At 54.4% G+C, this 22,106-nt stretch carries 24 protein-coding genes and 1 pseudogene; 14 read left to right on the top strand and 11 right to left on the bottom strand.

Annotated features, from left to right (window positions below):
• Nucleotides 1-23: 23 nt before the first annotated feature.
• On the bottom strand, nt 24-218 hold the full coding sequence (locus WFP70_RS06260; RefSeq protein ID WP_313375965.1) for a hypothetical protein: 195 nt from the start codon (nt 216-218) through the stop codon (nt 24-26).
• Between the two features lie 36 nt (nt 219-254).
• Here WFP70_RS06260 and WFP70_RS06255 point away from each other — a divergent pair, with 36 nt between their 5' ends.
• Entirely contained in the window at nt 255-443 is a 189-nt protein-coding gene (locus tag WFP70_RS06255) for a hypothetical protein (RefSeq protein ID WP_202404561.1), read from the top strand.
• A gap of 63 nt (nt 444-506) precedes the next feature.
• On the opposite strand, the gene WFP70_RS06250 is transcribed toward WFP70_RS06255, so the two are convergent.
• Nucleotides 507-1,409 carry a LysR family transcriptional regulator gene (locus tag WFP70_RS06250; protein ID WP_337023043.1) on the bottom strand — a complete coding sequence of 301 codons (903 nt, stop codon included), beginning with the start codon at nt 1,407-1,409 and terminating at the stop codon, nt 507-509.
• A gap of 114 nt (nt 1,410-1,523) precedes the next feature.
• On the opposite strand from WFP70_RS06250, the gene WFP70_RS06245 reads away from it, so the two are divergent.
• The 3 genes and pseudogenes from WFP70_RS06245 (at nt 1,524) to WFP70_RS06235 (ending at nt 4,610) form a co-directional block, all read left to right on the top strand.
• On the top strand, nt 1,524-2,822 hold the full coding sequence (locus WFP70_RS06245) for a serine hydrolase domain-containing protein (protein WP_337022978.1): 1,299 nt from the start codon (nt 1,524-1,526) through the stop codon (nt 2,820-2,822).
• A 71-nt stretch (nt 2,823-2,893) separates the two neighbouring features.
• Nucleotides 2,894-3,076: pseudogene (locus WFP70_RS06240) on the top strand (MFS transporter); the annotation flags it as partial.
• A gap of 247 nt (nt 3,077-3,323) precedes the next feature.
• Nucleotides 3,324-4,610, top strand: coding sequence for a methyl-accepting chemotaxis protein (locus WFP70_RS06235; RefSeq protein WP_337022977.1), 1,287 nt, complete (start codon nt 3,324-3,326; stop codon nt 4,608-4,610).
• A gap of 87 nt (nt 4,611-4,697) precedes the next feature.
• Here the strand turns inward: WFP70_RS06235 and WFP70_RS06230 are convergent, their stop codons facing one another.
• Genes WFP70_RS06230 through WFP70_RS06220 form a run of 3 tightly spaced genes read right to left on the bottom strand, consistent with a single transcriptional unit; the run spans nt 4,698 to nt 7,451 of the window.
• Nucleotides 4,698-6,026, bottom strand: a complete 1,329-nt coding sequence (locus WFP70_RS06230; protein ID WP_337022976.1) for an NAD(P)/FAD-dependent oxidoreductase — start codon at nt 6,024-6,026, stop codon at nt 4,698-4,700.
• An 18-nt stretch (nt 6,027-6,044) separates the two neighbouring features.
• Entirely contained in the window at nt 6,045-6,650 is a 606-nt protein-coding gene (locus WFP70_RS06225) for a cupin domain-containing protein (protein ID WP_160867656.1), read from the bottom strand.
• A gap of 51 nt (nt 6,651-6,701) precedes the next feature.
• The gene (locus WFP70_RS06220) at nt 6,702-7,451 is read right to left on the bottom strand and encodes an ABC transporter substrate-binding protein (protein WP_045833160.1); all 750 of its coding nucleotides are present in this window, start codon (nt 7,449-7,451) and stop codon (nt 6,702-6,704) included.
• A 288-nt stretch (nt 7,452-7,739) separates the two neighbouring features.
• Here WFP70_RS06220 and WFP70_RS06215 point away from each other — a divergent pair, with 288 nt between their 5' ends.
• The 10 genes from WFP70_RS06215 (at nt 7,740) to WFP70_RS06170 (ending at nt 16,531) form a co-directional block, all read left to right on the top strand.
• Nucleotides 7,740-8,390 (top strand): amino acid ABC transporter permease, encoded by a 651-nt coding sequence (locus WFP70_RS06215; protein WP_058961056.1) that lies wholly within the window; start codon nt 7,740-7,742, stop codon nt 8,388-8,390.
• A gap of 1 nt (nt 8,391) precedes the next feature.
• Nucleotides 8,392-9,159, top strand: a complete 768-nt coding sequence (locus WFP70_RS06210) for an amino acid ABC transporter ATP-binding protein (protein ID WP_337022975.1) — start codon at nt 8,392-8,394, stop codon at nt 9,157-9,159.
• Between the two features lie 287 nt (nt 9,160-9,446).
• Nucleotides 9,447-9,803: a cupin domain-containing protein gene (locus tag WFP70_RS06205; protein ID WP_045815471.1), complete on the top strand. Its 357-nt coding sequence runs from the start codon at nt 9,447-9,449 to the stop codon at nt 9,801-9,803.
• 211 nt (nt 9,804-10,014) lie between these two features.
• Nucleotides 10,015-10,725, top strand: coding sequence for a FadR/GntR family transcriptional regulator (locus WFP70_RS06200; protein ID WP_337022974.1), 711 nt, complete (start codon nt 10,015-10,017; stop codon nt 10,723-10,725).
• Nucleotides 10,712-11,878: a PLP-dependent transferase gene (locus tag WFP70_RS06195; protein WP_160867659.1), complete on the top strand. Its 1,167-nt coding sequence runs from the start codon at nt 10,712-10,714 to the stop codon at nt 11,876-11,878. The genes WFP70_RS06200 and WFP70_RS06195 overlap by 14 nt, the downstream gene beginning before the upstream one ends.
• A gap of 25 nt (nt 11,879-11,903) precedes the next feature.
• Nucleotides 11,904-13,175, top strand: coding sequence for an ABC transporter substrate-binding protein (locus tag WFP70_RS06190; protein WP_337022973.1), 1,272 nt, complete (start codon nt 11,904-11,906; stop codon nt 13,173-13,175).
• Nucleotides 13,176-13,196: 21 nt separating this feature from the next.
• Nucleotides 13,197-14,123 (top strand): carbohydrate ABC transporter permease, encoded by a 927-nt coding sequence (locus WFP70_RS06185; RefSeq protein ID WP_337022972.1) that lies wholly within the window; start codon nt 13,197-13,199, stop codon nt 14,121-14,123.
• A gap of 9 nt (nt 14,124-14,132) precedes the next feature.
• A complete protein-coding gene (locus WFP70_RS06180) occupies nt 14,133-14,957 on the top strand; it encodes a carbohydrate ABC transporter permease (RefSeq protein WP_337022971.1) in 825 nt (274 codons plus the stop codon).
• A 2-nt stretch (nt 14,958-14,959) separates the two neighbouring features.
• The gene (locus WFP70_RS06175; protein WP_182058310.1) at nt 14,960-16,027 is read left to right on the top strand and encodes an ABC transporter ATP-binding protein; all 1,068 of its coding nucleotides are present in this window, start codon (nt 14,960-14,962) and stop codon (nt 16,025-16,027) included.
• Between the two features lie 120 nt (nt 16,028-16,147).
• Nucleotides 16,148-16,531, top strand: coding sequence for a RidA family protein (locus WFP70_RS06170; protein ID WP_058961064.1), 384 nt, complete (start codon nt 16,148-16,150; stop codon nt 16,529-16,531).
• 36 nt (nt 16,532-16,567) lie between these two features.
• Here WFP70_RS06170 and WFP70_RS06165 read toward each other — a convergent pair whose 3' ends face one another.
• The 6 genes from WFP70_RS06165 to WFP70_RS06140 are packed head-to-tail and all read right to left on the bottom strand — an operon-like array spanning nt 16,568 to nt 22,104.
• Nucleotides 16,568-17,074, bottom strand: coding sequence for a flavin reductase family protein (locus tag WFP70_RS06165; RefSeq protein ID WP_337022970.1), 507 nt, complete (start codon nt 17,072-17,074; stop codon nt 16,568-16,570).
• Entirely contained in the window at nt 17,071-18,096 is a 1,026-nt protein-coding gene (locus WFP70_RS06160) for an aldo/keto reductase (protein ID WP_337022969.1), read from the bottom strand. The genes WFP70_RS06165 and WFP70_RS06160 overlap by 4 nt, the downstream gene beginning before the upstream one ends.
• Nucleotides 18,097-18,153: 57 nt before the next feature.
• A complete protein-coding gene (locus tag WFP70_RS06155) occupies nt 18,154-18,555 on the bottom strand; it encodes a RidA family protein (RefSeq protein WP_337022968.1) in 402 nt (133 codons plus the stop codon).
• A 27-nt stretch (nt 18,556-18,582) separates the two neighbouring features.
• Complete coding sequence (locus WFP70_RS06150; protein ID WP_337022967.1) at nt 18,583-19,524, bottom strand: ABC transporter permease; 942 nt, start codon at nt 19,522-19,524, stop codon at nt 18,583-18,585.
• Nucleotides 19,506-20,603: an ABC transporter permease gene (locus WFP70_RS06145; protein WP_337022966.1), complete on the bottom strand. Its 1,098-nt coding sequence runs from the start codon at nt 20,601-20,603 to the stop codon at nt 19,506-19,508. Before WFP70_RS06145 ends, WFP70_RS06150 begins: the two co-directional genes overlap by 19 nt.
• Nucleotides 20,596-22,104, bottom strand: coding sequence for an ABC transporter ATP-binding protein (locus WFP70_RS06140; protein WP_337022965.1), 1,509 nt, complete (start codon nt 22,102-22,104; stop codon nt 20,596-20,598). Before WFP70_RS06140 ends, WFP70_RS06145 begins: the two co-directional genes overlap by 8 nt.
• Nucleotides 22,105-22,106: the final 2 nt, after the last annotated feature.

Below are 22,106 nucleotides of genomic sequence, written 5' to 3'. Positions count from 1 at the left end.
ATGAAGGAAGCACTGATCTATAGTTATGGGTTGCCGGGCAAGGATCCGGCAACCGCAATTTGCGCCACATCTCTGGATATGGAGTCAGTAAATGAGTGATTGTAAAGAGCAGCATCACCAACATCATGACCATCAACATGGTGCGCACTGTGGTCATACCGCGATTCGCCATGAAGGACATATCGATTACTTGCACGACGGCCATCTTCATCATCCACACGGAGATCATGTTGATGAACATGTATTACCGGTGAATGCGCACAATCCCGATCAATGCACGCCAGACCACCATTGCAGTGGTCATGAACCAGGACATGTTCATGGGCCCGGATGTGGGCATGAAGCCGTACCGCATGGCGACCATGTGGACTACCTGGTTGATGGGCATCTGCATCATCCACACGGTGATCATTGCGATAACCATGGGCCGGTTGAAATTATAGAATCCGCTAAGTCGCTGCCCTGATGCTATCCTCAGAGCCGTGGAGCGCCACTCACGGCTCTTATCAGGAAGAGAATGCCCCGTACTGCTGCCACAGCCGTTGCAATTTAAGCACTACATCATTAACGACCTGGTGCCTTCTCGCTCCCGGCGCCCACAGTGCCACCAGAGTGATATTGAGTCCCTGATGCCCCACCTCAGTTGGCAAAACTTGCACCTGATGCCATTTCTGCGCCTGAAAATGCGTTGGTAGAAATCCCCAACCTTGCCCCTGCTCCATCAGAGACTGCAACATGGTTCGCTCGTTCACAAACAGTGACTGTCCCGAAATTTGCAGACGGTGCGTGATTTGTTCATCAGCATGCGCATGCATTACCAATTGCGGTTCCAGGGCGAGGTTTAGCAACGTCAGAGGTGAAGCTTGATGATTAAACAATGCTGTCGCCGCATAAAAGTTCAGTTCAATGGCACCTAACGCGCTCCACTCCATCTCATTACCTAACGAACGATTCACTGCCTGACAAATTGCCAGGTCGGCCTTGCCCAATTTTAGGGCACTCTCAGCTTCGAAACGCGAAGCACACCAGAGACTTAATTGCACCTGCGCCCTGCTGCACTCACTGATGAAAGCCTGCAAAAATAACTGCGGGACAAAAGGGTCATACACCAGCGTGATTTGCTGCGTGCGCGACTCCGGCAAGGTCTGCGCGAAAGCTTCAAATGCATGTGCCTGACGTACCAGCAAATGCGCCTGACGATGTAACTGCTCCCCCCTGGATGTCAGCACCAATTTGCGCCCTTCACGCTCAAACAACGAGTAGCCAAGGGCATCCTCCAGGTAATCGATGAGATCGCGCACGGTGGTGCGATCTTTCCTCAGTTTCTCTGCTGCACGGGAAACCGTGCCGAACTCTGCAATCGCCGCAAAGGCTTCAATTTGTGAAAAGGAATAGCGCAGCGCATTCATCTGAAATCCTATGTCTAACATTTGGGGGGAATTTCCCCCATGGGGTGATTTTAACCTCGCCCCATAGATTTCTATACTCGCCGCACTCTTAACTGCACTACAAAGGCACTTTTCATGCAACGTCACACCGTGATTAAACCCCTGCTGTTTTCTCTCTCATTAGCTGTGAGTAGCTATGCAACTGCTGCGACAGAGTGCGATGGCGTGGCACTCACGCCCTGCCCTGCACCCTTTGATCATCAGTTACCTGACCCTCACCAGATGCTGAGCTGGAGTCAAAAAGATCGAGTAGTCGGTTTCCGTAATGATTACCGAAATTATGCGGGAGATGTGTTTCATCATGGGCAAGCGAAGCCACTGGCGCGTGCCAATAACCTGTTAGTCGATGCGCAGTATCAGGTTAATGGCCACACCTATCACCTCGCTGATTACTTAAAACGTGAAAATGTCGCGGGCATGCTGGTGCTGAAAAACGGCAAAGTCGCCTACAAATATTTTGCCGAAGGTAATACCGACACCACCCTGTGGACCTCGCGCTCAGTGGGTAAATCGGTGGTGTCTACACTGGTGGGCATCGCCATCAAGCAGGGAAAAATTCATTCACTGGATGACAACATCACTGTATATGAACCCGAACTGAAAGGAACCGCATGGGATGGCGTAACCCTTAAACAGCTCATCCAGCACACTTCCGGCGTGGCATGGAATGAGGATTACACCAATCCGAAATCTGACTTTGCGCAGTTGACCCAGTGCGAAGCGCAAGCTGGCGCCTATGCCTGTGTGCGTAATATCGTCTCTCATCTGAAACGCGCGCATCCTGCGGGTGAACAGTGGTCTTACTCTTCCGGTGGCGCATGGTTGTTGGGGGATGTGCTGGAACGGGCAACTGGCATGTCATTGGCGGCTTACCTGCAGCAAACCCTATGGCAACCCAATGGCATGGCCAGTGATGGCGTCTGGCATGCTTACCAATCAGGAAAGCATGACGTGGGTGCTCATGGTTTCAACGCCACGCTGGAAGATTGGGGTCGCTTTGGTGAATTTATCCTCAACGAAGGTCGCCTGCCCGATGGTAAGCAAATCTTGCCTGACAATTGGGTGAATGACGCAGCTACCTGGACACAGGCAAAAGACTCTGTCAGTGCGGCCCATCCGGAGGGTATTTACGGTTATCAATGGTGGAATAATGCTATCCCCGCCAATGCACAACATGTCGTGCCCACTGCAGCAGAGGGGCTGAAGCACTCACTCTGGGCTCTGGGCATTTATGGGCAAATCATTATGGTTAACCGTGCAGAAAACCTGGTCATCGTACAATGGTCAACCTGGCCTCAGGCTGAACCCTCCTTCAGCGCGCAGCCACTCGAAGCGGCTCTGATGTACAGCGCGATTGCACAACAGTTGCATTAAGCCGCATTTATTCGCGCCATACAGGGGTGTGGCGCGATAAATTGCTTGTGGGTATGAGTTTACTTTTCCTCTCATTTGTCGGTTTGGGATTGCCACCCGTACTGGGAAAACTCAAGGACATGACCCATAGTTATCATTCAGGTTTACTGGTGGTCGCGGTGGCACTGATTGTCGGTGGCGTGATTGGCATTATCGTCTCGCGACCGCCAAATGCTCGGTTGAAAACCCTTGCTTATCCGCAGTCTGGCAAGTGAAACGCTTTTTCATGCATTTTAGTTAAATGTTCTGGAAAGCACGCCGATAATTAAGATACCTTTATCAAAGCGGACCGCACCCGGTCCGTTTATCTCAACATCAGGCAGCGATAACTCAATACCCCCAGCCTGCGTACGCGCAGAGAAACACATTCGCGAGATTAAGTGTTCGGCTGTGGAAATTCAGCGGAGCGGCAAGAAGCTGCACGCATTATGTTCAATGACATAATATCGCCTGAGGTCACACATGTTTGGGGTGAAGAAATCCAGCCTTTCTCTGCCATTTTATAAAAGTGGCGATGTACTCAAAGATATCAATGCAATCAAACAACATGTGGCATGGATTGAGTTTTCGCCCAGCGGGGAAATCCTCAGTGCCAACCCGCTCTTTCTGGAAGTCACCGGCTACAGTCTGCATGAGATTCAGGGACAACATCACCGCATTTTCTGCAGCCCGACTTACAGCCAGTCATCAGAGTACTTTGCTTTTTGGCAGACGCTGGCTTCCGGCGAATCCGTCACTGGAATCTTTGAGCGCTTTAATAAACAACGCCAACGTTTCTACCTGAGCGCAACGTATTTCCCGGTGAGCGATGATAAGGGCAAAGTCTATAAGGTGATTAAAGTCGCCAGTGATATCACTGCCCGACATGAAGAACTCGAGCATAAAGAGGCAGTGATCACCGCCCTCGACCGCTCTATGGCCGTCATTGAATTCACGCCCGATGGTCATATTTTGACAGCCAACGCGAATTTCCTGACACACATGGGTTACGAGCTCAAAACGATTGTCGGTCAGCATCATCGCTTGTTCTGTTTCGATAACTTTTATCGGGAAAATCCCGAGTTCTGGCGCAAAATCGCTAAGGGACAACACTTTGTCGGGCGCTTTGAGCGGAAGACCGCCGCAGGCGAACGTATCTGGCTGGAGGCGAGCTACAATCCGGTGTTTGATGCCGACGGCAAAGTGTACAAGGTGATCAAAATTGCTTCCGATATCACCACGCGGGTTGAAGCGGCAAAACGGGTCGCTGATATTGCCCTCACCACCTCAGAACAAACTTCGCAAATAACGGATAACGCCAACGAAGTGCTGGATGAAACCATCCGCAACTCCGGTCTGGTGGCAGTGCAGGTCAATGCCGCCACCGATATTGGCACCCAGTTAAATGCCTCGGCGAAAAGCATCAACGAAGTGGTGGAAACCATCAACCTGATAGCTTCACAAACCAATATCCTGGCGTTAAATGCCGCAATTGAAGCCGCGCGCGCGGGTGAAGCGGGGCGTGGATTTAGTGTGGTAGCGGATGAAGTGCGGCGTCTGGCGGCTTCCACCTCCAGCGCAACCAAAAAGATCACTCAAGTCGTGGAGCACAACGCCATGCTGATTCATCAGATGGAGCAACAGTTAGGCGAAGTGAAACAGTTCGTGGTGACCGAGCAGGATAAAATCAGCGTGCTGTCACGCAGCCTGCGAGAAATAAACAGTGGTGTGCATGAGTTTGTGAATGTCATTCATCGACTGGATGTTTAGGTTATCACCCACCAGCGATGCTCAGGCGGCCTGAAGGCCGCCTTTCACTTTTAACGATGCCACGATCGGTCAGTACCTGGCAGGCTTTTACATCATCTGCGGTTCGCGAATCGCATTACCTTTGGCAAAGCGCGCCAGACTGTAAGGTTCAGCATCCGTAAACAACGGCTGGTTATTCACCATCTGCGCACACAATAAGCCCGCACCTGGACCGATGCCGAAACCGTGGCCGCTGAAGCCAGAGGCAATAAACAGGCCCGGCACATTATCCATCTCATCAATCACCGGTACCAGATCAGGCGTGGTGTCGATCCAGCCCCCCCAGGCATGATCCACTTTGATCCCGGCAAGTTCCGGGTAAAACTGAACCAGCAGTTGCATCGCTTCCTGTACAATCGACGGATCGCCGGCGGGATCGAGCACACGGATCTTTTCAAATGGCGATAAGCTCTGATTCGACCAGGAACCCGCGGCTTCCGGACCATTAAAGAAAGAGCCGTTAATGCGCACTTTGAGTTTTTTGGCAATTTTGCTGCGATACATCGGATAAAACTTGGTGGCATAGCGGATATTTTGCGGAGCCAGGTCGATCTGCCCACGACCGGAGAGTGCCACGGTGTAACTGCCATCCTGACGACGGCGAATGCATAATCCGCCGATGCTCAGACACCCTTTAATCACTTCCGGCGCCACCGTGGTTTTAAACGCCGTACCCAAGATATTGGCGCTCGGCAGTTCAACACCATACTGTTTGCAGAAACGTGAACTCCAGGCACCGCCACAGCAGATCACCCGGTTCGCTTTCACTAAGCCGCGTTCGGTCCACACACCGGTGACGCGCCCGCCACTGATATCCAATCCACGCACCGCGCAGTTTTGATGTACTGAAGCACCCAGATTTTTAGCACCCGTGGCGATGGCCGGTGCGGCCATGGAGGGTTCAGCACGCGCATCGCTCGGTGACCACACGCCGCCCACCCATTGGGCCTGTTCACCAATGCGCTCGCGCGTCTCTTTGCCCGTCAATAAGTGGCTAACAAAGCCGATTTGTTTCGCCTGCTTGCCCCAGGCTTCCCAGCGCGCCACATCCGCTTCACTCAGCGTGCCGTAGGTGATTCCCTGGCGGCTAAAGCCAAGATCGAGTCCGATTTCGCCGCTCAACGCTTCCCAACGCTGCAAACTGCGTATCGCCATCGGCAGCTCATACAGATCGCGATTCTGCTGGCGGACCCAGCCCCAGTTGCGTCCCGACTGCTCACCGCCAATCACGCCCTTTTCAAACAGCGCCACGGAAACGCCCTGCTTTGCCAGTTCATAACTGACGGAAGTACCAATAATCCCGCCGCCGATGACGATGACATCCACCGCGCTGGGGAAAGTTTCACTGTCTGCTACGGTATTCACGTTGATGCGCATGATGTTCAATCCTGACCTTTATAAATGTTGCTCAGAGGAAATATGCATGATCCACAACACAGTGGCGTCACTGGACGTCGGGTTAAAAATGTTGTGCGGGAGATGGCTCTGAAATTGAAAACTGTCACCGGGTGTCAAAAGCACGGTGTCACCGTCAATCTCCAGCGTCAGTTCACCCGCCATCACTAAGCCTGCTTTTTCCCCCTTCCCCATTAACATCTCAGCGGACTGCACGCCAGCCGGGATATTGATGAACATGAACTGCAAATCATGGTCGCCCGAGGGGGAAAGCATCTGTTTTGAAATGCCCTGTTTACCCACGTTAAAGTGCGGGCGTTCCGCTGCGCGCCGGACATAATGCTCAGCACCACGAGTGTGAGCTTCGGCCTCTTCCAGAAAGGCCGAAAGGGGGACTTTTAAGACCAGACGCAGTTGTTCCAGCACACGCACTGTCGGATTCGTCAGATTGCGTTCGATCTGACTGATCGCGCCAGCGGAGACATTTGCCAGCAGCGCCAGTTCAGTAATGGTCATATTCCGCGCCTTGCGCACCCGTTTTACGCGGGAGCCGATATCCGCTTCCTGCGCGCCTGACTCCCCTTTGATGATCGGTTCTTTTTTCATCGGCTGAATTCCATTCGCATCCCTGTGAGCTGAGCTTAAGGGTGTTATCAATCAGGGCATGCCCCATTTGGTTTTAATCGTCTGCAACGTGCCATCCTCTTTCATGCTGGTTAACGCGCTATTGATCTGCGCCATTAACGCATCGTTGCCTTTCTTCACGCCAAACGCCATGGGGGAAACATGCTCCGGTTTATAACCGTCCACTACATGCATGCCTTTTAGTCCACCGGCTTTTTCCTGCGCTTTTAATATCGGATAGTCATTTAATCCGGCCGCCACGCGACCCAGTGACAAATCTCGCGTCATATCCGCAGGGCTGTCGTAGACCTTCACTTCTTTCGCAATACCGCTGGCCATCAGGCTTTGGGTATAATCGGTACCGGCCATGGTGCCTACCACTTCACCCTTAAGATCCTGCCAGGAGTTATACGCTTTTTTATTGTCATCCCGCACGATCAATCCCGCGCCAAAAGCCGTCACCGGCTGAGAGAACGTAATACGTTTCGCACGCTCTTCAGTCGGTGTCATTCCCGCCACTATCATGTCAATCTTTCCGGCAATAACAGATTGTATCAGCGTGGAAAAAGGGATTGCGCTGTATTGGATGTCCAAATGCTCACGTTTAGCCACTTCTGCGGCCACATCCGGCATAAAACCCTCAATCTTGCCCGTTTGGGTATTGAGAAAGGTAGTGGGTGCACTCGATGGCGGTGAACCCGCGGTTAACACCGCTGCACTGGCATTGAAACTCAACGCAGCCGTAAGGCCGAGGATCATCAACGGGGAACGAATGGCAGACATGGCTCACTCCTGGGTGCAATGAAAGGGATAATGCTCTTTTTCACTATAATGAAAATTGCACACCTGCTGTCAACGATTTATTTAATGAAAATGCGCCAACTCACAAATTAACAATAAAGCCTTTGATTTCACTAAATATCACACCTATAGCTTGTTCGTATGAGCGTAATAAGTAAATGCTATCTCTGTCATGAGAGTAAAGATTGACAGCGATTTGCTATCAACGATATTCATTATAATGAATTTATCGCCTGATTTTAGGGTGACACTACAAGCCAGGAGAACAAAATGGACTGGAGCAGCATCCACCAGTATCTGCCCTTTTTATTGAAAGGGGCTGAAATGACGATCTATATCACCCTTTTGTCTCTGATAATCAGTACGCCATTAGGGTTGATTTTTGCCGCAGCCAAAATGTGTCCGTGGAAAATCATTTCATGGCCGATCGCCACCATCATTAATATCACGCGTGGTCTGCCGATGATTGTGGTGCTGTTTTATATCTACTTTGTCTTCCCGGATATTGGCATCACCCTCACCTCGTTTCAGGCCAGTGTTATTGGTATCGCCTTTTGCTTTTCCACTTACATCGCAGAAATATTTCGTTCCGGCATTGAATCGGTTGATCGCGGGCAGCTTGAAGCCGCGCGATCAATGGGCATGAGTTATGGCAAAGCCATGCGCCGCGTGGTGCTGCCTCAGGCTTTCCATGTTGCCTTACCCCCGTTCAGCAATACGCTCGTGATGATGCTCAAGGACTCTGCGCTAGCCTCGACCATTGCGGTGACGGAAATGACACGTCAGGGCCAGCTGATTGCTGCCTCAACCTTCGATAACACCACGGTGTACACGCTGGTGGCACTGCTGTATCTGGTGCTTTGCCTGCCGCTGCTGGCACTCACCAAGAAGCTGGAAAAACGTCAGATGAAAGGGGCTTAAGATGATTGAAATTCATGAGGTACACAAAAAATTCGGCCCCATTGAGGTGCTGAAAGGCGTGAGTTTCAAGGTCAGCGAAGGTGAAGTGGTTTGCCTGATTGGCCCTTCGGGTTCAGGTAAATCAACCATACTGCGCTGCATCAACGGCCTTGAAACCTATGAAGGCGGCGATATCACCGTACTGGGCCAGCGCGTCAACAACAAGCACAAGAGCATTAACGACCTGCGGCGTCAGATTGGCATGGTGTTTCAGCGTTTCAACCTTTTCCCGCATCGCAGCGTGCTGGAAAACGTGATGGAGGGTCCGATTCACGTCAACGGTGAACCTCGCAACGTGGCGGAAAAGCGCGCCAAAGACTTACTGGCAATGGTAGGTCTGGCTGAGAAAATCAACGCATGGCCAGCCCAGTTATCTGGCGGACAGCAACAGCGCGTGGCGATTGCCCGCACGCTGGCCCTTCAGCCCAAAGCGATCTTATTTGATGAGCCCACCTCCGCGCTTGATCCCGAATTAGTGGGTGAAGTGCTGCAGGTCATGCGCAATCTCGCCCGTGAAGGGATGACCATGATCGTGGTCACCCATGAGATGCAGTTCGCGCGTGAAGTGGCCGATCGCGTCTGCTTCCTGCACAGTGGACAGATTGTAGAACAAGGTCCCGCTGACAACCTCCTTTTACGACCGCAAGAAGCGCGCACGCAAGATTTCCTGCGCCGTGTTCTGGGTAATACCGTGGCGCAGCCATGCTCATGCTGCCAAACGCTGAGTTAGGCGGCGCTCTCACCCCCTTTCAAAGTGCAGGCAGGCGTCGCCTGGAACCGACTCAGATGACTGATCGGGGGTGAATGGACGCCGCCCCCCACTTGCAGCGTGAAGCATGGTGAGGAAACAAAAGTTTCTGCCAAAGCCGTGCGAATAATCATTCAAATATGTTATTCGCACGGCAATAAGTCCCCTCAGGTTTTACTGCAATCGCTTAATCTGAATTGAGTTTTTCCCCAATGCACTTTGCCATTGTGGTGAGTGCTATTTGTCACTGCTTACAGGAAAAAGAACTGATGAAAGTGCAAAAAATTGAACAGCCGGCGTTAATTGAAACAATGGAACCCTGGGGCAGCGTGGAAGGCTTACCGGGCAGCGGCACTATTGCGCTTTCCGGTATCCAGAAAGTGATTCCCGGCAAAGAAGATATCGATACAGGTATATTTGAATGCGCAGCAGGTTCCTATCGTCGCTCAGTGAAACAGGCTGAAATCATGCATTTTCTTAACGGCACAGGTTCATTTACTCCTGATGGCGAAGCAACCCTAAATTTTAAACCGGGTGATTCCTTTTTCTTCGAAGCCAATACTGAAGGGACCTGGGTAATTGAAAACACGATGCGTAAACTGTATGTGATTTTTGATGCCAGCTAATTTATTTCCGCATTTATAAATGGCGCGTTAATTCGCGCCTTTTTTATATCCTTGCTGTGACATCCCGGTGCATTTTTTTCGCCTTGCACCAGTAAAACTCAGATCTTCTGCTTATTACTGCCCAGAAACGTCAATTAAATCAGGCATAAAAATAATGGCACGCGCCTTGCTATGAAATTGGTAGAGATGTTGGACCAATTAAGGCAGCGCTATGCAATCCCCTTTTGAGCTTCAACCGATAGCCACACCGCGCAGTGACACGCTGATTCTTGATGCACTCACGCGTTTTATGGCGCAATCCGGCGCGCAGCCGGGGAGTCGCTTACCGCCTGAACGCGAACTGGCGGAGAAACTCGGGGTGAGCCGCAACACCGTGCGTGAGGCGTTAAAACGCTGGGAAGCACTGGGCATCATTCTGCGTAAGAAAGGCAGCGGCACGTTTTTGCAGGCAGATGTCGGCATCAACGACAGCTTTCTCTCGCTGCGATTCAAAAATGACTCCGCCAATATGCTGCACGCGCTGGAGGTCCGTCGCATTATCGAATCAGAATCCTGTGTGCTCGCTGCACAGCGTGCAAGCGCCGAAGACCTGCTGGAAATCGAACAGCGATTGATTGAAATGGAGCGCGTGCATCTGGCGGTCGGCTCAGCCGGTGCCGAAGACTGGGCGTTTCACACCAGCATTTATCGCGCTTCAGGCAACCCCCTTCTGCTGCAAATGCTCAACGGCATCTACGACAGCATGCACGCCTTTTTTGAATCGCCACCGGAGCAGGCACTGTTTGCCGACTCCTTCCCGTTACACCGCGATCTCTTCAATGCCATTTGCCAGCGGGATGGTGAAGCCGCGCGCGCCATTTGCCATCAAATTCTCGATATCACTGAACGCGACATGAAGGATGTCATCAATGCCAAACGATAAACCGGTCTCGCAACAAACACTTTTGTCCCATGATTTACGCCATGAAAAAGGCGCGGTCACCCCGCCGATCTACCAATCGTCACTGTTCACCTTCAGCGATTACGACAGCATGATTGCCCGCTTCCGTGGCGAAAGCGATCAACCGCTCTATTCGCGCGTCGATAATCCCACGGTCCGAGCGCTGCAGGAGAAAGTTGCCGCACTGGAAGGGGGCGAGGCTTGCCTGGCGTTCGGCAGCGGCATGGCCGCCATCAGCAATGCCATTCTCAGCGTGCTGCAACCCGGCGCAAAAGTGGTGTGTGTTAATCACGTCTATCCCGATACGTATCGCTTCCTGCGTGGCTTCTGCCAGCGTTTTGGTATCACCACCGAGTTCGTCGATGGTGATGATGAAGAGGCAATTCGTGCCGCGCTGCCGGGTGCCAGCCTGCTCTACCTGGAAAGTCCGGTGAGTTGGGTGATGAGCGAGTTGGACCTGAATAAACTGGCCACGCTGGCGCGTGATGCTGGTGCGGTCACCATTATCGATAACAGCTGGGCGTCGCCGATTTTCCAGCAGCCGTTACTGTGTGGGATCGACATCGTGGTGCACTCGGCATCGAAATACATCAGCGGGCACAGTGATGTGGTGGCCGGCCTGGTCATTGCCAGTCAACAGCACATCGGCAATATCGCACGCCACATCAGCCCCTTCCTCGGCGGCAAGCTATCGGCGCATGAAGCCTCATTGCTGATACGTGGTCTGCGCACGCTCCCCTTGCGCATGAAGCAGCATCACCAAAGCGGCATGGAACTGGCGCAAAAGTTGAGTGCTCATCCACAGGTTACGGCAGTGTGCCATCCCGGTTTGTCCCCCAAATCCTGGTCATCGCTGCGCGGCTACAGTGGTCTGTTTGCGTTTGAAGTGACCGAACAAATCGATATCCCCGCCTTCTGCAACGCCTTGCACTATTTCCATATGGGGGTGAGTTGGGGTGGATTCGAAAGTCTGGTGATGCCCGCCATCTCAGTCATCAATCAAGCCAGCGAATTTAACTCAGCCGTTGATTTCGGCGTCTCGCCACGTTTGATCCGCATCTCGATTGGTCTGGAAGAGACCGAAGACCTCTGGAACGACCTGCAACAGGCGCTGGCTACCGCAACCCGCGCATAATCACTCACTCCCAGGAGAAGCTGCAATGACGACTCGTTTTGCGATTAACGCACTGGTTTTAGCCATTGGATTGGGTTCAGCACTCAGCAGTATGGCGGCAAAATTAACCGTGGTGGAAGTGATTACCAGCCCGCCCCGCACTGAACTGTTGCAGAAGATGCTGACCGAATACAAAACCCAGCATCCCGGCACGGAAATTGAGCTGATCTCGCTGCCGTGGGGTCAGGCGTTTGAAAAATTAGGCACCATGTTGCAAAGCGGACAAGTGCCCGATGTGGTGGAAATGCCAGATACCTGGCAAGGGCTGTATGCCAGCAACAACATGCTGGAAGATCTGGAACCACGTCTCAAAAGTTGGGATGGCACCGCCCAGTTAACCGATAAAACGCTGGCGATGGCGCGTGCCGCCAATGGCAAAGCCACCATGATCCCTTACGGCTTCTACCTGCGCGCCCTGTTCTGGAATAAGAAACTGTTCCAGCAGGCCGGATTGAGTGAGCCGCCAAAAACCATGGATGAGTTTGCCAGCGATGCTAAACGCATCAGCCAGTTGGGTAACGGCATCAGCGGCTACTGTATGCGCGGCGGCGTCGGCGGCACCAATGCCTGGATGATGTTTATGGCGGCAATGAACGGCTCACCGGATTTCTTCGATAAATCCGGCAACAGTACTCTGACTCAGCCAGGGGCGATCAAAGGGGCGCAGTTGCTGGTCGACATGTACAAACAAGGCGGCGCGCCAAAAGACAGTGTGAACTGGGGCTTTAACGAAATCGTCTCCGGTTTCTATTCCGGCAAGTGCGCCATGCTCGATCAGGACCCCGATGCGCTGATTGCGATTAAAAACAGCATGGCCGCCGATGATTTTGCCGTTGCACCGATGCCTGTCGGGCCGTCGGGTAAAGCTTTCCCTACCATTGGTTATACCGGCTGGGCGATGTTTAAACAGGGCAAACAAAAAGATCTCGCCTGGCCACTCATGACCTTCCTGAGTAATAAGACCAACAACCTCGCATGGGCAAAATTTGTTGGCACCCTGCCGATTTATAAAGGTGCAGAGCAGGATCCTTTCTATCAAACACCGCAGTTTGCCGGCTGGTTTAAAGAGTTAAACGATCCGAACTATGTGCCTTTGACCATGCCGACACACCTGAAAGGCTGGGGTTACTTTAACTCGGTGATTGTGAAAGAGAGCAGCCAGGAAACCCTGCTGGGTGAAAACGACACCGAAGACATGGTGAAAGACTGGGCTAAATATTTGACCAAAGAGCAGAAAAGCTGGCTCGCCACGCAGTAATCACCGATCGCGCGGAGAACAATGATGATGTTAGAAACCTCACTTGACACCCGCTCGCCGCGCCCGCGCTACACGCGCTGGCTGCGGCTGGCTGAGCCGTGGTTTTATCTTTCGCCGGGACTGTTGCTGATCGCCTTGTTTATTTTTGTGCCGATGGCGATCGGCATTTCCTACGCGTTTCAGAGCATAAATCTGCTCAATCCGATGGATAGCGGGTGGGTGGGCTGGGATAACTTTGCCGAAATGTTTGACGATCGGCGCTTTTTTAAAGCACTCGGTCACACGCTGAACTGGACGCTCAGCTCACTGCTGTTGCAGTTTATCTTCGGTCTGGCGTTAGCGCTGTTGCTCAACCGCGAATTTCGTTTTCGTCGCTGGGTGCAGGCGCTGGTGTTTCTGCCCTGGGCGGTGCCCGCCTTTCTATCCGGCCTGACCTGGTCCTGGCTGCTTAACCCGGTGGTCGGCCCGTTACCACAGTGGCTGAGCGATCTCGGGTTACTGAGCGAGCCATACAATATCTTGTCCGATCCTCAGTTGGCCATGTGGGGACCGATCATTGCTAACGTCTGGTTTGGTATTCCGTTTTTTGCCATTACCCTGCTGGCCGCTTTGCAATCCATCCCGAAAGATCTGTATGAAGCGGCTTCGATTGACGGTGCCAGCGGCTGGCAACAATTCTGTCGCGTCACGCTGCCCTTCCTGGCACCGATGATCGCCATCACCGTGATGCTACGTACCATCTGGATCGCCAACTTCGCCGATCTGATCGTGGTGATGACCGACGGTGGCCCCGCCGGATCCACCTCGATTTTGTCCAGCTACATCTTCACCACCGCCTATCGCAAACTCGATTTTGGCTATGCCTCGGCAATGGCGGTGTTTCTGTTACTGCTGATGACCTGCTACGCGCTGGTTCTGCTGCGCATTCGTCATCAACTGTTGAAATAAGGAGGCGAAATGAAACTGTTACCCATGATTGGCCATCGCCTGAGTATTGGCCTCTACCTGCTGTTTGCCCTGTTTCCGCTCTACTGGATCATCAAGATTTCAGTCACACCGGATCAGCTGCTGTTCAGCCAGGGCGTGACACTGTTGCCGGGCGGCTTCACTTTAGGCCACTTTCAAAAAGTGCTCACCGACAGTGATTTCCCCACCTTCTTCAGCAATAGTCTGATCGTCTCTTTCAGCACCGCTTTCCTGACCACGCTGCTTGCTGCTGGTGCCGGCTATGCATTTTCACGTTTTCACTTTCGCGGCAAGATGGTGATGGCGGCGCTGCTGTTGTTCACGCAGATGTTCCCCTTGGTGATGATCATCGCCCCAATTTATCGCGTGATGGCCCCGCTCGGCCTGACCAACAGTCTTCTGGGTCTGGTGCTGATTTACACCGCCTTTAACGTCCCGTTTGCCACCTTTTTGATGCAGTCATTCTTTGATGCCATTCCCAAAGATCTGGAAGAGTCTGCGATGCTTGAGGGCTGCACACGTTTTCAGGCGCTGTATCGGGTACTGGTTCCGCTGACGTTACCGGGAATGGCGGCAACGCTCGGCTTCGTGTTTACCGCGGCATGGAGCGAACTGCTGTTCTCGCTGATGCTGATCAACAAAAACGAAGTGATGACCTTCCCGGTGGGTTTACTCAGCTTCGTCTCCAAATTTGCCGTTTCATGGGGTGAAATGATGGCAGCCGCCGTAATGGCGCTGATTCCTGCCTGTCTGTTCTTTGCCTTTATTCAACGATATCTGGTTCAGGGTCTGACCGCTGGCGCGGTTAAGGGGTAAACATGGCAGAAATTACACTGGCGCAGATCGACAAACGCTACGGCAATGTTGAAGTCCTGCGCGATATCAACCTCACGATTAACGATGGTGAGTTCGTGGTGTTGGTCGGGCCGTCCGGCTGTGGCAAATCCACCTTACTGCGCACCATTGCGGGTCTGGAACTGGCGAGCAGCGGCGATCTCCGCATCGGAAAACGACTGATGAATGATGTCGCCCCGAAAGATCGTGATATCTCAATGGTGTTTCAGAGTTATGCGCTCTACCCGCACCTGACGGTGGCACGCAACATGGGCTTTAGCCTCGAAATCCAGAAACGTCCGCGTGCGGAGATTGAGGAGAAAGTGAAGCGAGCGGCGGATATCCTTAATCTTTCACATCTTCTGGATCGTCGTCCCAAAGAACTGTCCGGCGGCCAGCGCCAGCGTGTGGCGATGGGACGCGCGATCGTGCGCCAGCCGCAGGTCTTTCTGTTTGATGAACCGCTCTCCAATCTGGATGCACAACTGCGCGGCAAGATGCGCGTCGAGATTAAACGCCTGCATCAGCAGATGAACAACACTATCGTGTATGTCACGCATGATCAGGTTGAGGCGATGACGCTGGCCGACCGGATTGTGGTGCTGAACCACGGAGTTATCCAACAAGTCGGCACACCACTGGAACTGTATGACACGCCAGCCAACAAGTTTGTCGCCAGCTTTATCGGCTCACCGTCCATGAACTTTATCAATGGCGTTGTCACCCCGAATGGCGTGCGCATCGGCGACAGCGCGCTGTTGCCCGCTAACCCGGCATGGGCCAATCAGCCTGAAGGTCGTGAAGTCATTTATGGCATCAGACCTGAAAACATCGCACTGGCTTCAGCAGGTTCTCCACACGCGCTGCCACTGGAGGTTTCTCTCGTCGAACCCACCGGTTTATCCGAGCTCATCCACGGCAACTTATTCGGGCATGAGGTGATGCTGTTTACCACCCAACGTTCCGGTGCCGCAGCAGGCGATATGATTGCCGTTGAAGTGGATTATGCGCGTGCGATGCTGTTCGATGCCGCGTCACAAAAGCGTTTGTAACCGCCGCCGTGTTGCTTTAGCGGCAATGCGGCGTTGCCAGGATACCTTTACCCGGCAACGCGCACTAGTGATAGCCTTGAAGCGAGAACATTCGCGAACGAAACAGGGTTAAGGAGCGTTATGAGCATTATCAATCCCGCCGGTTTGAAGGCGCGCAGCTATTACAATCACGTCAAAATTCGTCCTGGGACGCCGGTATTCCCGACCGGGCAAGTTGCGTGGGATGAAGAAGGAAACGTGGTCGGCGTTGGGGATATGCAGCAGCAGGTCGAGCAGGTATATGCCAATATCGATCGCCTCCTGGAGGGGTTGGGGGCACAGCGTGACTGGATTGTGCGCACCACCACTTATGTCACCGACCTGGCGCTGGTGCCGCATATTCATCCGGTACGCCAGCGCTTCTTTGAAGGACTTGAGTTACCTGCCAGCACGCTGTTTCAGATCTCTGCGCTCGCCGAACCGGAATTGCTGTTGGAAATTGATGTGGTGATTATGTTGCCCTGAACATAACGGGAGGCACTTGCCCTCCCGTTCATTAAGTTACAGCGCAGAGAGTTGATGGAACCCCCGGTCGTGATACAACAGCGGTTGCCCATCACTATTGGGGTGCGCCACGTGGGTCACCTCGCCAAGAAATATCGCGTGCGTATGCCAGTCAACGGTATTGACCCGTTTGCAGCTAAACGCCACCAGTGCATCCGCCGCCACTGGCGAACCTTCAGCATCCTGATGCCATTCACCGGTCGCAAACCGTTCAGCGCGGCGTGCTGCATTACTGAAAATATCCACTAATCCCAGCGCATCAGCCGCCAATACGTTGACGCAAAAATGGCCGCTACGCTGAATCAGTTCAAACATCGAAGCATTGCGATTGACGCATACCAATAGCGTGGGGGGTTCAGCGCTGACCGACGTCACCGCCGTGGCGATCATCCCGCCCGACTGTTGTTGATCAGCGCTGGTAATCAGGCAGACGCCCGCCGCCAGTTGGCGCATACCGCCGCGATAGGCCTCGGCGATGTCCGGCATCAGAAGTGAATCTGTCATTCTACACCTGCTGCAAATCGACCGACGATGCGGCCTTCAATCGGATGATGGGGATCGACCGGCCCGAGGCTGGTGCCTTTACCCGGTGATACCAGACGGTCGCAGAACATTTCATCTTCTTCGGACCACGGACAATCCAGCGCGGCAATGCCCTCACGCCACTGTTCAAAAGTACGCGGTCCCACCAGCGTGCTGGTCACCAACTGATTGCGCATCACCCATTGTTGCGCGAAGTGCGCGGGTTGGCGTCCGGTGCGTTCGGCATAAGTCGCTAACTCACTGGCCATCTGCAATGATTCCGGACGCCATTCGGCTTCCAGCATGCGCGGATCGGCGCGCCCGGCACGGCTGGTGCTGTCCGGGGCTTCGCCTACCCTATATTTTCCGGTAAGAATGCCGCGTGCCAGCGGGCTGTAACACACGGTTCCAACGCCAAAATAGGCGGCTGAAGGTAGAATCTCCACTTCGGCTTCACGGTTCGCGAGGTTATACAGCGGCTGAGTGGCAACTGGCCCGACAATCCCCGCTTCACGTGCCAGACGCACGGTTTCCGCCAGACGCCAGGCTTTGAAATTCGACACGGCAAAGTAGCCGATCTTCCCTTCACGGATCAGGTCGGCAAAGGCCAGTACCATCTCTTCCAGCGGCGCGGCGAAATCTGCTTTGTGCATGTAGAGCACGTCAATGTAATCGGTACCCAGACGCGTCAGAGAACCGTGCACCGCCTCGCGAATCCATTTGCGTGACATACCGCGCTGATTCGGGCCATCGCCCATCGGATTGCCCACTTTCGTCGCCAGCACCCAACGATGGCGATCGGCAGCAATGGCTCGACCCACCACGCGTTCTGACTCGCCTTTGTTGTACATATCAGCGGTGTCGATGAAGTTGACCCCGCTGGCATTGGCATCGGCGATAATGCGCTGGGCTATGGCTTCATCGGTGGCTCCACCAAACATCATGGAACCGAGGCAAATTTCGGACACTTTTAGCCCGCTGCGCCCGAGATAACGGTATTGCATGCAAACATCCTCAATAGTGAGTGCTGTTCAGTGAAGTGCGGCCCTGGAGCCGCCCATTTATGCGGGGATCACTGCCGTGGTGGCGATCTCAACCAGAAACTCCGGTCGTACCATCTCCAGCTTGACGCAGAACCGTGCGGGTAAAATCGCCGGGAAATAGCTGACGTAGATCTCATTGAACCTGTGGTAATCCTCCAGATTGCGCAGGAAGATCTGGTTCATCACCACGTGATCCATACTGCTGCCTGCCGATTCCAGCACCACTTTGATACTGTCAAGCACGCGGCGTGTTTGCACCTCAATATCGCCCACCCCCACCAGGCCACCATCAATGGGGTCGGTGGACAACATGCCGGCCACATACACGTGGTTGCCTGCTTTAATACCCCAGTTCAGGTGATTAAGACCCGTTGCGGTTTTGCCGATAATCCAGCCTTCTGGATTGATTGCCTGATTCATCTGTCACTCCTGTTAGTTGAAAATGCACTAGCGCCCGTTGCCGCGCAGGAACGGACGCCCTAAATCACCCGGTGCCGCACCTGCCTTGCCCATCATGATCCAGGCGATCAGTGCAACAGCAAAGGGCATCGCCATCAGTAGCGAGGGCGCAATGTTGACGCCCAAATATTGCCCCTGGAACTGCAGGGCTTCGAGCAGGCCCAGCACCATCGCGACCAGCAGCACGCGCAGTGGCATCCAGCGCGCAAAGAGGGTAATGGCGATGGCCAGATAGCCGCGACCGGCGGTCATGTTGTCAACGAAGGTGCCACCGGACGCGACGATACACAGATACGCGCCGCCCAGCCCGGCCATCAGACCGGTAAACAAGGTGGCGCTAAAACGAATACGCAGCACCGAGTGCCCGGCCGCATCGGCGGCCAGCGCATTTTCCCCGACGGCACGCAGCAGCAAGCCAGCACGGCTGAAGCGCAACACGCCCCACAGCACCAGCGCCACCAGCACCGCCAGATAAAACACCGGGCTTTGGGAAAACAGCGCGCGTCCCACCACCGGAAGATCGGACAATCCCGGCAGTTTCAGCATCGATACCGCACGCATTGAACCTGCTGGCGGTGCACCGCTGAGCCACAACTGACGCATCAGCGAAGTCGCCCCAATGGCAAACAGGTTAAAGCCAATACCCATCACGATTTGGTTAGCCCGCGCGATCACCGTGCCCAATGCCAGCAGCAGCGCCGCCACGCATCCGCCGAGCATGCCCACGCCTAGCGCAAGCACGGGCGAACCGCTCCACATCAGCCCCAGCGCGGAACTCGCCGCGCCAAACAGCATTAATCCTTCTAGCCCGATGGTGAACACACCGGCGCGCTCAGAGATCGTTTCCCCTAATGCCGCCAGCAGCACCGGGACACACAGTCGCAAGCCGCCAGCCAGAAACAGCGCCAGCGTTACAGTGTTGAATTCCATACCGGTCTCCCTTTCACTAACATCACGCCACTTAACACCGCCAGAATCAGAATTGGCATGCCGCCGAGCACATCCGCCAGCGCGGCCGGAATCGAGAAGGTGCTTTGCAGCGCCAGCGCCGCACTGTTAATCGCCCCGAAATAGAGGGAGACGATCACCGCCCCAATCGGCTGTAATCCGGCAAGAAATGACACCGCCAGTCCTTCGAAGCCCAGCCCGGAGGAGAAGCCATCAATCAGGCGATACTGCACGCCGAGGACTTCAAAAGTGCCCGCCAGCCCACTCACCGCACCCGAAATCGCCATGCTTGAGAGCACGGTTTTGACGGCTGACTGCCCCTGCAATTTCACAAAGCGCGGGCTCTGTCCGCTGGCCCGCAGCTTGAGACCAAACGCGGTGTGATTGAGCATTACCCACACCGCCAGCGCGATCAGCAGTGCGAGGAAGACGCCGGCGTGCAATCGCGCCCCTTCAATCAGTGGCTGAAACACCCCATCGGCGGGAATTTGCGCGGACATATTGAAGTTGGAACCCAGCGGACGCATCGGCCCCTGCACCAGATATTTCAGCGTGTAGATGGCGATAAAATTCATCATCAGGGTGACGATAATTTCATCCACGCCGCGCCACACTTTCAGCAGTGCCGGAATTGCGCCCCAAAGGGCTCCACACAGTGCACCGCTCAGGATGGCGAAGGGAAGCAGCGCGGGCCCCAGGTCACCGAAGGCGAGGAATGGCAGCATGGCGCCAATCGCCCCCATCTGCAGTTGCCCTTCACCGCCGAGGTTGAACATGCCTCCCCGAATGGCGATTAACGCCCCCAGCGCGACCAGCAGGCGCGGCGTCATAAATACCAGCGTGTCGGACAGCGCGCGTACTGAACCAAACGCGCCGTCAAAGGCGGTGCTCATCGCCCCCTGCATCGGCACGCCGAGCGCGGTGATGAGCGCCAGCCCGATAATCAGCGATCCGATAAAAGCACTCAACGTGACCCACAGCGAACGTGAAGCGCTCAGCTGCGCTAATGCCCGACGCAATCCGGCGCGGGTCTCGGTTAAGCCGCTTAATGATTCAGACATGGACTTCTCCTGCACCTTGTAAAGAGAGACTACGGCCCGATGTCATCAGCGTGCCGATGCGTTCAATATTCATCGCTTCGCCCGTGACTTCGCCTGTTATCCGCCCGCCATTCATCACCACAATGCGATCTGAAACGCGAATGAGTTCTTCGATGTTGGAGGAGATAATCAGCACCGTGGTGCCCGCATCCGCAGCATCGGCCAGACGCATCAGCACCGCTTCAGCGGCGGCCAAATCCAGCCCGCGCGTGGGCTGGTACACCACGATGATCGAGGCATCTTGTGCCATGGCACGCGCAACAACGATTTTTTGCTGATTACCGCCCGATAACGAACGGGCCGGGCTGGCGTGTGAATGGGTACGGATATCGGATTGGTCGATCATCTCGCGGGCGCGCTGCGCAATCGCTGAGTGGTCGAGTAGCCCGAAGCGGCGAAAGTGTCCCTGCATAATGTCGGGATAGAGCAGATTGTGAGACACCGGCAGATCGAGGGATAACCCTTCGTGATGACGGTCTTGTGGCACCAGCGCCAGCGTTACCTGTGCATCACTGCGTTGAATTTCACCGCTGTCCGGAACAGACTCCCCGGCCAGTAGCGCAAACAGTTCGCTTTGACCATTACCTTCCACACCCGCTACGCCCACCACCTCGCGCGCCGCTAAGCTGAGGTTAATGTCATGCAAACCCGGCGAGCCGCTGCCCGGGCGTACATTCACCCCTTGAATCTTCAGCTGTTCTCCGCCCGCAAGACGCTGCGCGCCCAACCGTGTGCCGCTGCTGACAGTGCGGCCCACAATTTTTTCGACCAACTGTTCTGCGCTGCACGCCGCCGTCAGTCCGCTGCCGTTGGTTTTACCGCGACGCAACACCGTATAGCGATCGGCGTGGGCCAGCACTTCATCGACGTTATGCGTCACCACCGCCACCGCCGTGCCTCTATCACTGATGCGGCGCAACGTGGCGTAAAGTGCGCGGATTTCAACCGGCGTAAGAATGGTGGAGGGTTCATCCAGCAAAAGCACGCGCGTGTCATTCACCAGCGCCTTGAGGATTTCCACGCGCTGCTGTAATGCCAGCGGTAAATGCCCCACAATCGCGTTAGGGTCGAGATCCACGCCATAGCGTTGCATAAAGGCGCGAATCTCTGCGTGACGCCGTAACGTTTTTCGCTGCGCGCCTCGCGCCACCAGCGCCAGATTCTCGGCCACGCTAAACGGTGCTACCAGCTTGAAGTGCTGATGCACCATACCAATACCATTAGCGATGGCATCTGCCGGTCGCCGATGAATCACCTGACGTCCGCCCATCAGTACCCCGCCAGCGCTGGGTTCGTGCACGCCGTACAGAATGTTCATCAGCGTGGATTTGCCCGCTCCGTTCTCCCCCAACAGCGCATGAATCTCACCGGGAAACAGCGACAGTGACACGTTCTCCAGCGCCACGAAGCCATTGGAATAGCGCTTCGAAACATGATCGAGTTCGATAAGCGGGCTGCTCATGC

Origin of the sequence: Pantoea sp. USMM079, assembly GCF_037153115.1 — a bacterium.
GTDB classification, from domain to species: Bacteria; Pseudomonadota; Gammaproteobacteria; order Enterobacterales; family Enterobacteriaceae; genus Pantoea; species Pantoea communis.
This window is presented reverse-complemented; position numbering and strand designations above follow the sequence as displayed.

Coding starts and splice junctions, on each gene's coding strand:
- WFP70_RS06255 (WP_202404561.1), top strand. CDS start 255: ATGCGCACAATCCCGATCAATGCACGCCAGACCACCATTGCAGTGGTC.
- WFP70_RS06250 (WP_337023043.1), bottom strand. CDS start 1,409: ATGAATGCGCTGCGCTATTCCTTTTCACAAATTGAAGCCTTTGCGGCG.
- WFP70_RS06245 (WP_337022978.1), top strand. CDS start 1,524: ATGCAACGTCACACCGTGATTAAACCCCTGCTGTTTTCTCTCTCATTA.
- WFP70_RS06235 (WP_337022977.1), top strand. CDS start 3,324: ATGTTTGGGGTGAAGAAATCCAGCCTTTCTCTGCCATTTTATAAAAGT.
- WFP70_RS06230 (WP_337022976.1), bottom strand. CDS start 6,026: ATGCGCATCAACGTGAATACCGTAGCAGACAGTGAAACTTTCCCCAGC.
- WFP70_RS06225 (WP_160867656.1), bottom strand. CDS start 6,650: ATGAAAAAAGAACCGATCATCAAAGGGGAGTCAGGCGCGCAGGAAGCG.
- WFP70_RS06220 (WP_045833160.1), bottom strand. CDS start 7,451: ATGTCTGCCATTCGTTCCCCGTTGATGATCCTCGGCCTTACGGCTGCG.
- WFP70_RS06215 (WP_058961056.1), top strand. CDS start 7,740: ATGGACTGGAGCAGCATCCACCAGTATCTGCCCTTTTTATTGAAAGGG.
- WFP70_RS06210 (WP_337022975.1), top strand. CDS start 8,392: ATGATTGAAATTCATGAGGTACACAAAAAATTCGGCCCCATTGAGGTG.
- WFP70_RS06205 (WP_045815471.1), top strand. CDS start 9,447: ATGAAAGTGCAAAAAATTGAACAGCCGGCGTTAATTGAAACAATGGAA.
- WFP70_RS06200 (WP_337022974.1), top strand. CDS start 10,015: ATGCAATCCCCTTTTGAGCTTCAACCGATAGCCACACCGCGCAGTGAC.
- WFP70_RS06195 (WP_160867659.1), top strand. CDS start 10,712: ATGCCAAACGATAAACCGGTCTCGCAACAAACACTTTTGTCCCATGAT.
- WFP70_RS06190 (WP_337022973.1), top strand. CDS start 11,904: ATGACGACTCGTTTTGCGATTAACGCACTGGTTTTAGCCATTGGATTG.
- WFP70_RS06185 (WP_337022972.1), top strand. CDS start 13,197: ATGATGATGTTAGAAACCTCACTTGACACCCGCTCGCCGCGCCCGCGC.
- WFP70_RS06180 (WP_337022971.1), top strand. CDS start 14,133: ATGAAACTGTTACCCATGATTGGCCATCGCCTGAGTATTGGCCTCTAC.
- WFP70_RS06175 (WP_182058310.1), top strand. CDS start 14,960: ATGGCAGAAATTACACTGGCGCAGATCGACAAACGCTACGGCAATGTT.
- WFP70_RS06170 (WP_058961064.1), top strand. CDS start 16,148: ATGAGCATTATCAATCCCGCCGGTTTGAAGGCGCGCAGCTATTACAAT.
- WFP70_RS06165 (WP_337022970.1), bottom strand. CDS start 17,074: ATGACAGATTCACTTCTGATGCCGGACATCGCCGAGGCCTATCGCGGC.
- WFP70_RS06160 (WP_337022969.1), bottom strand. CDS start 18,096: ATGCAATACCGTTATCTCGGGCGCAGCGGGCTAAAAGTGTCCGAAATT.
- WFP70_RS06155 (WP_337022968.1), bottom strand. CDS start 18,555: ATGAATCAGGCAATCAATCCAGAAGGCTGGATTATCGGCAAAACCGCA.
- WFP70_RS06150 (WP_337022967.1), bottom strand. CDS start 19,524: ATGGAATTCAACACTGTAACGCTGGCGCTGTTTCTGGCTGGCGGCTTG.
- WFP70_RS06145 (WP_337022966.1), bottom strand. CDS start 20,603: ATGTCTGAATCATTAAGCGGCTTAACCGAGACCCGCGCCGGATTGCGT.
- WFP70_RS06140 (WP_337022965.1), bottom strand. CDS start 22,104: ATGAGCAGCCCGCTTATCGAACTCGATCATGTTTCGAAGCGCTATTCC.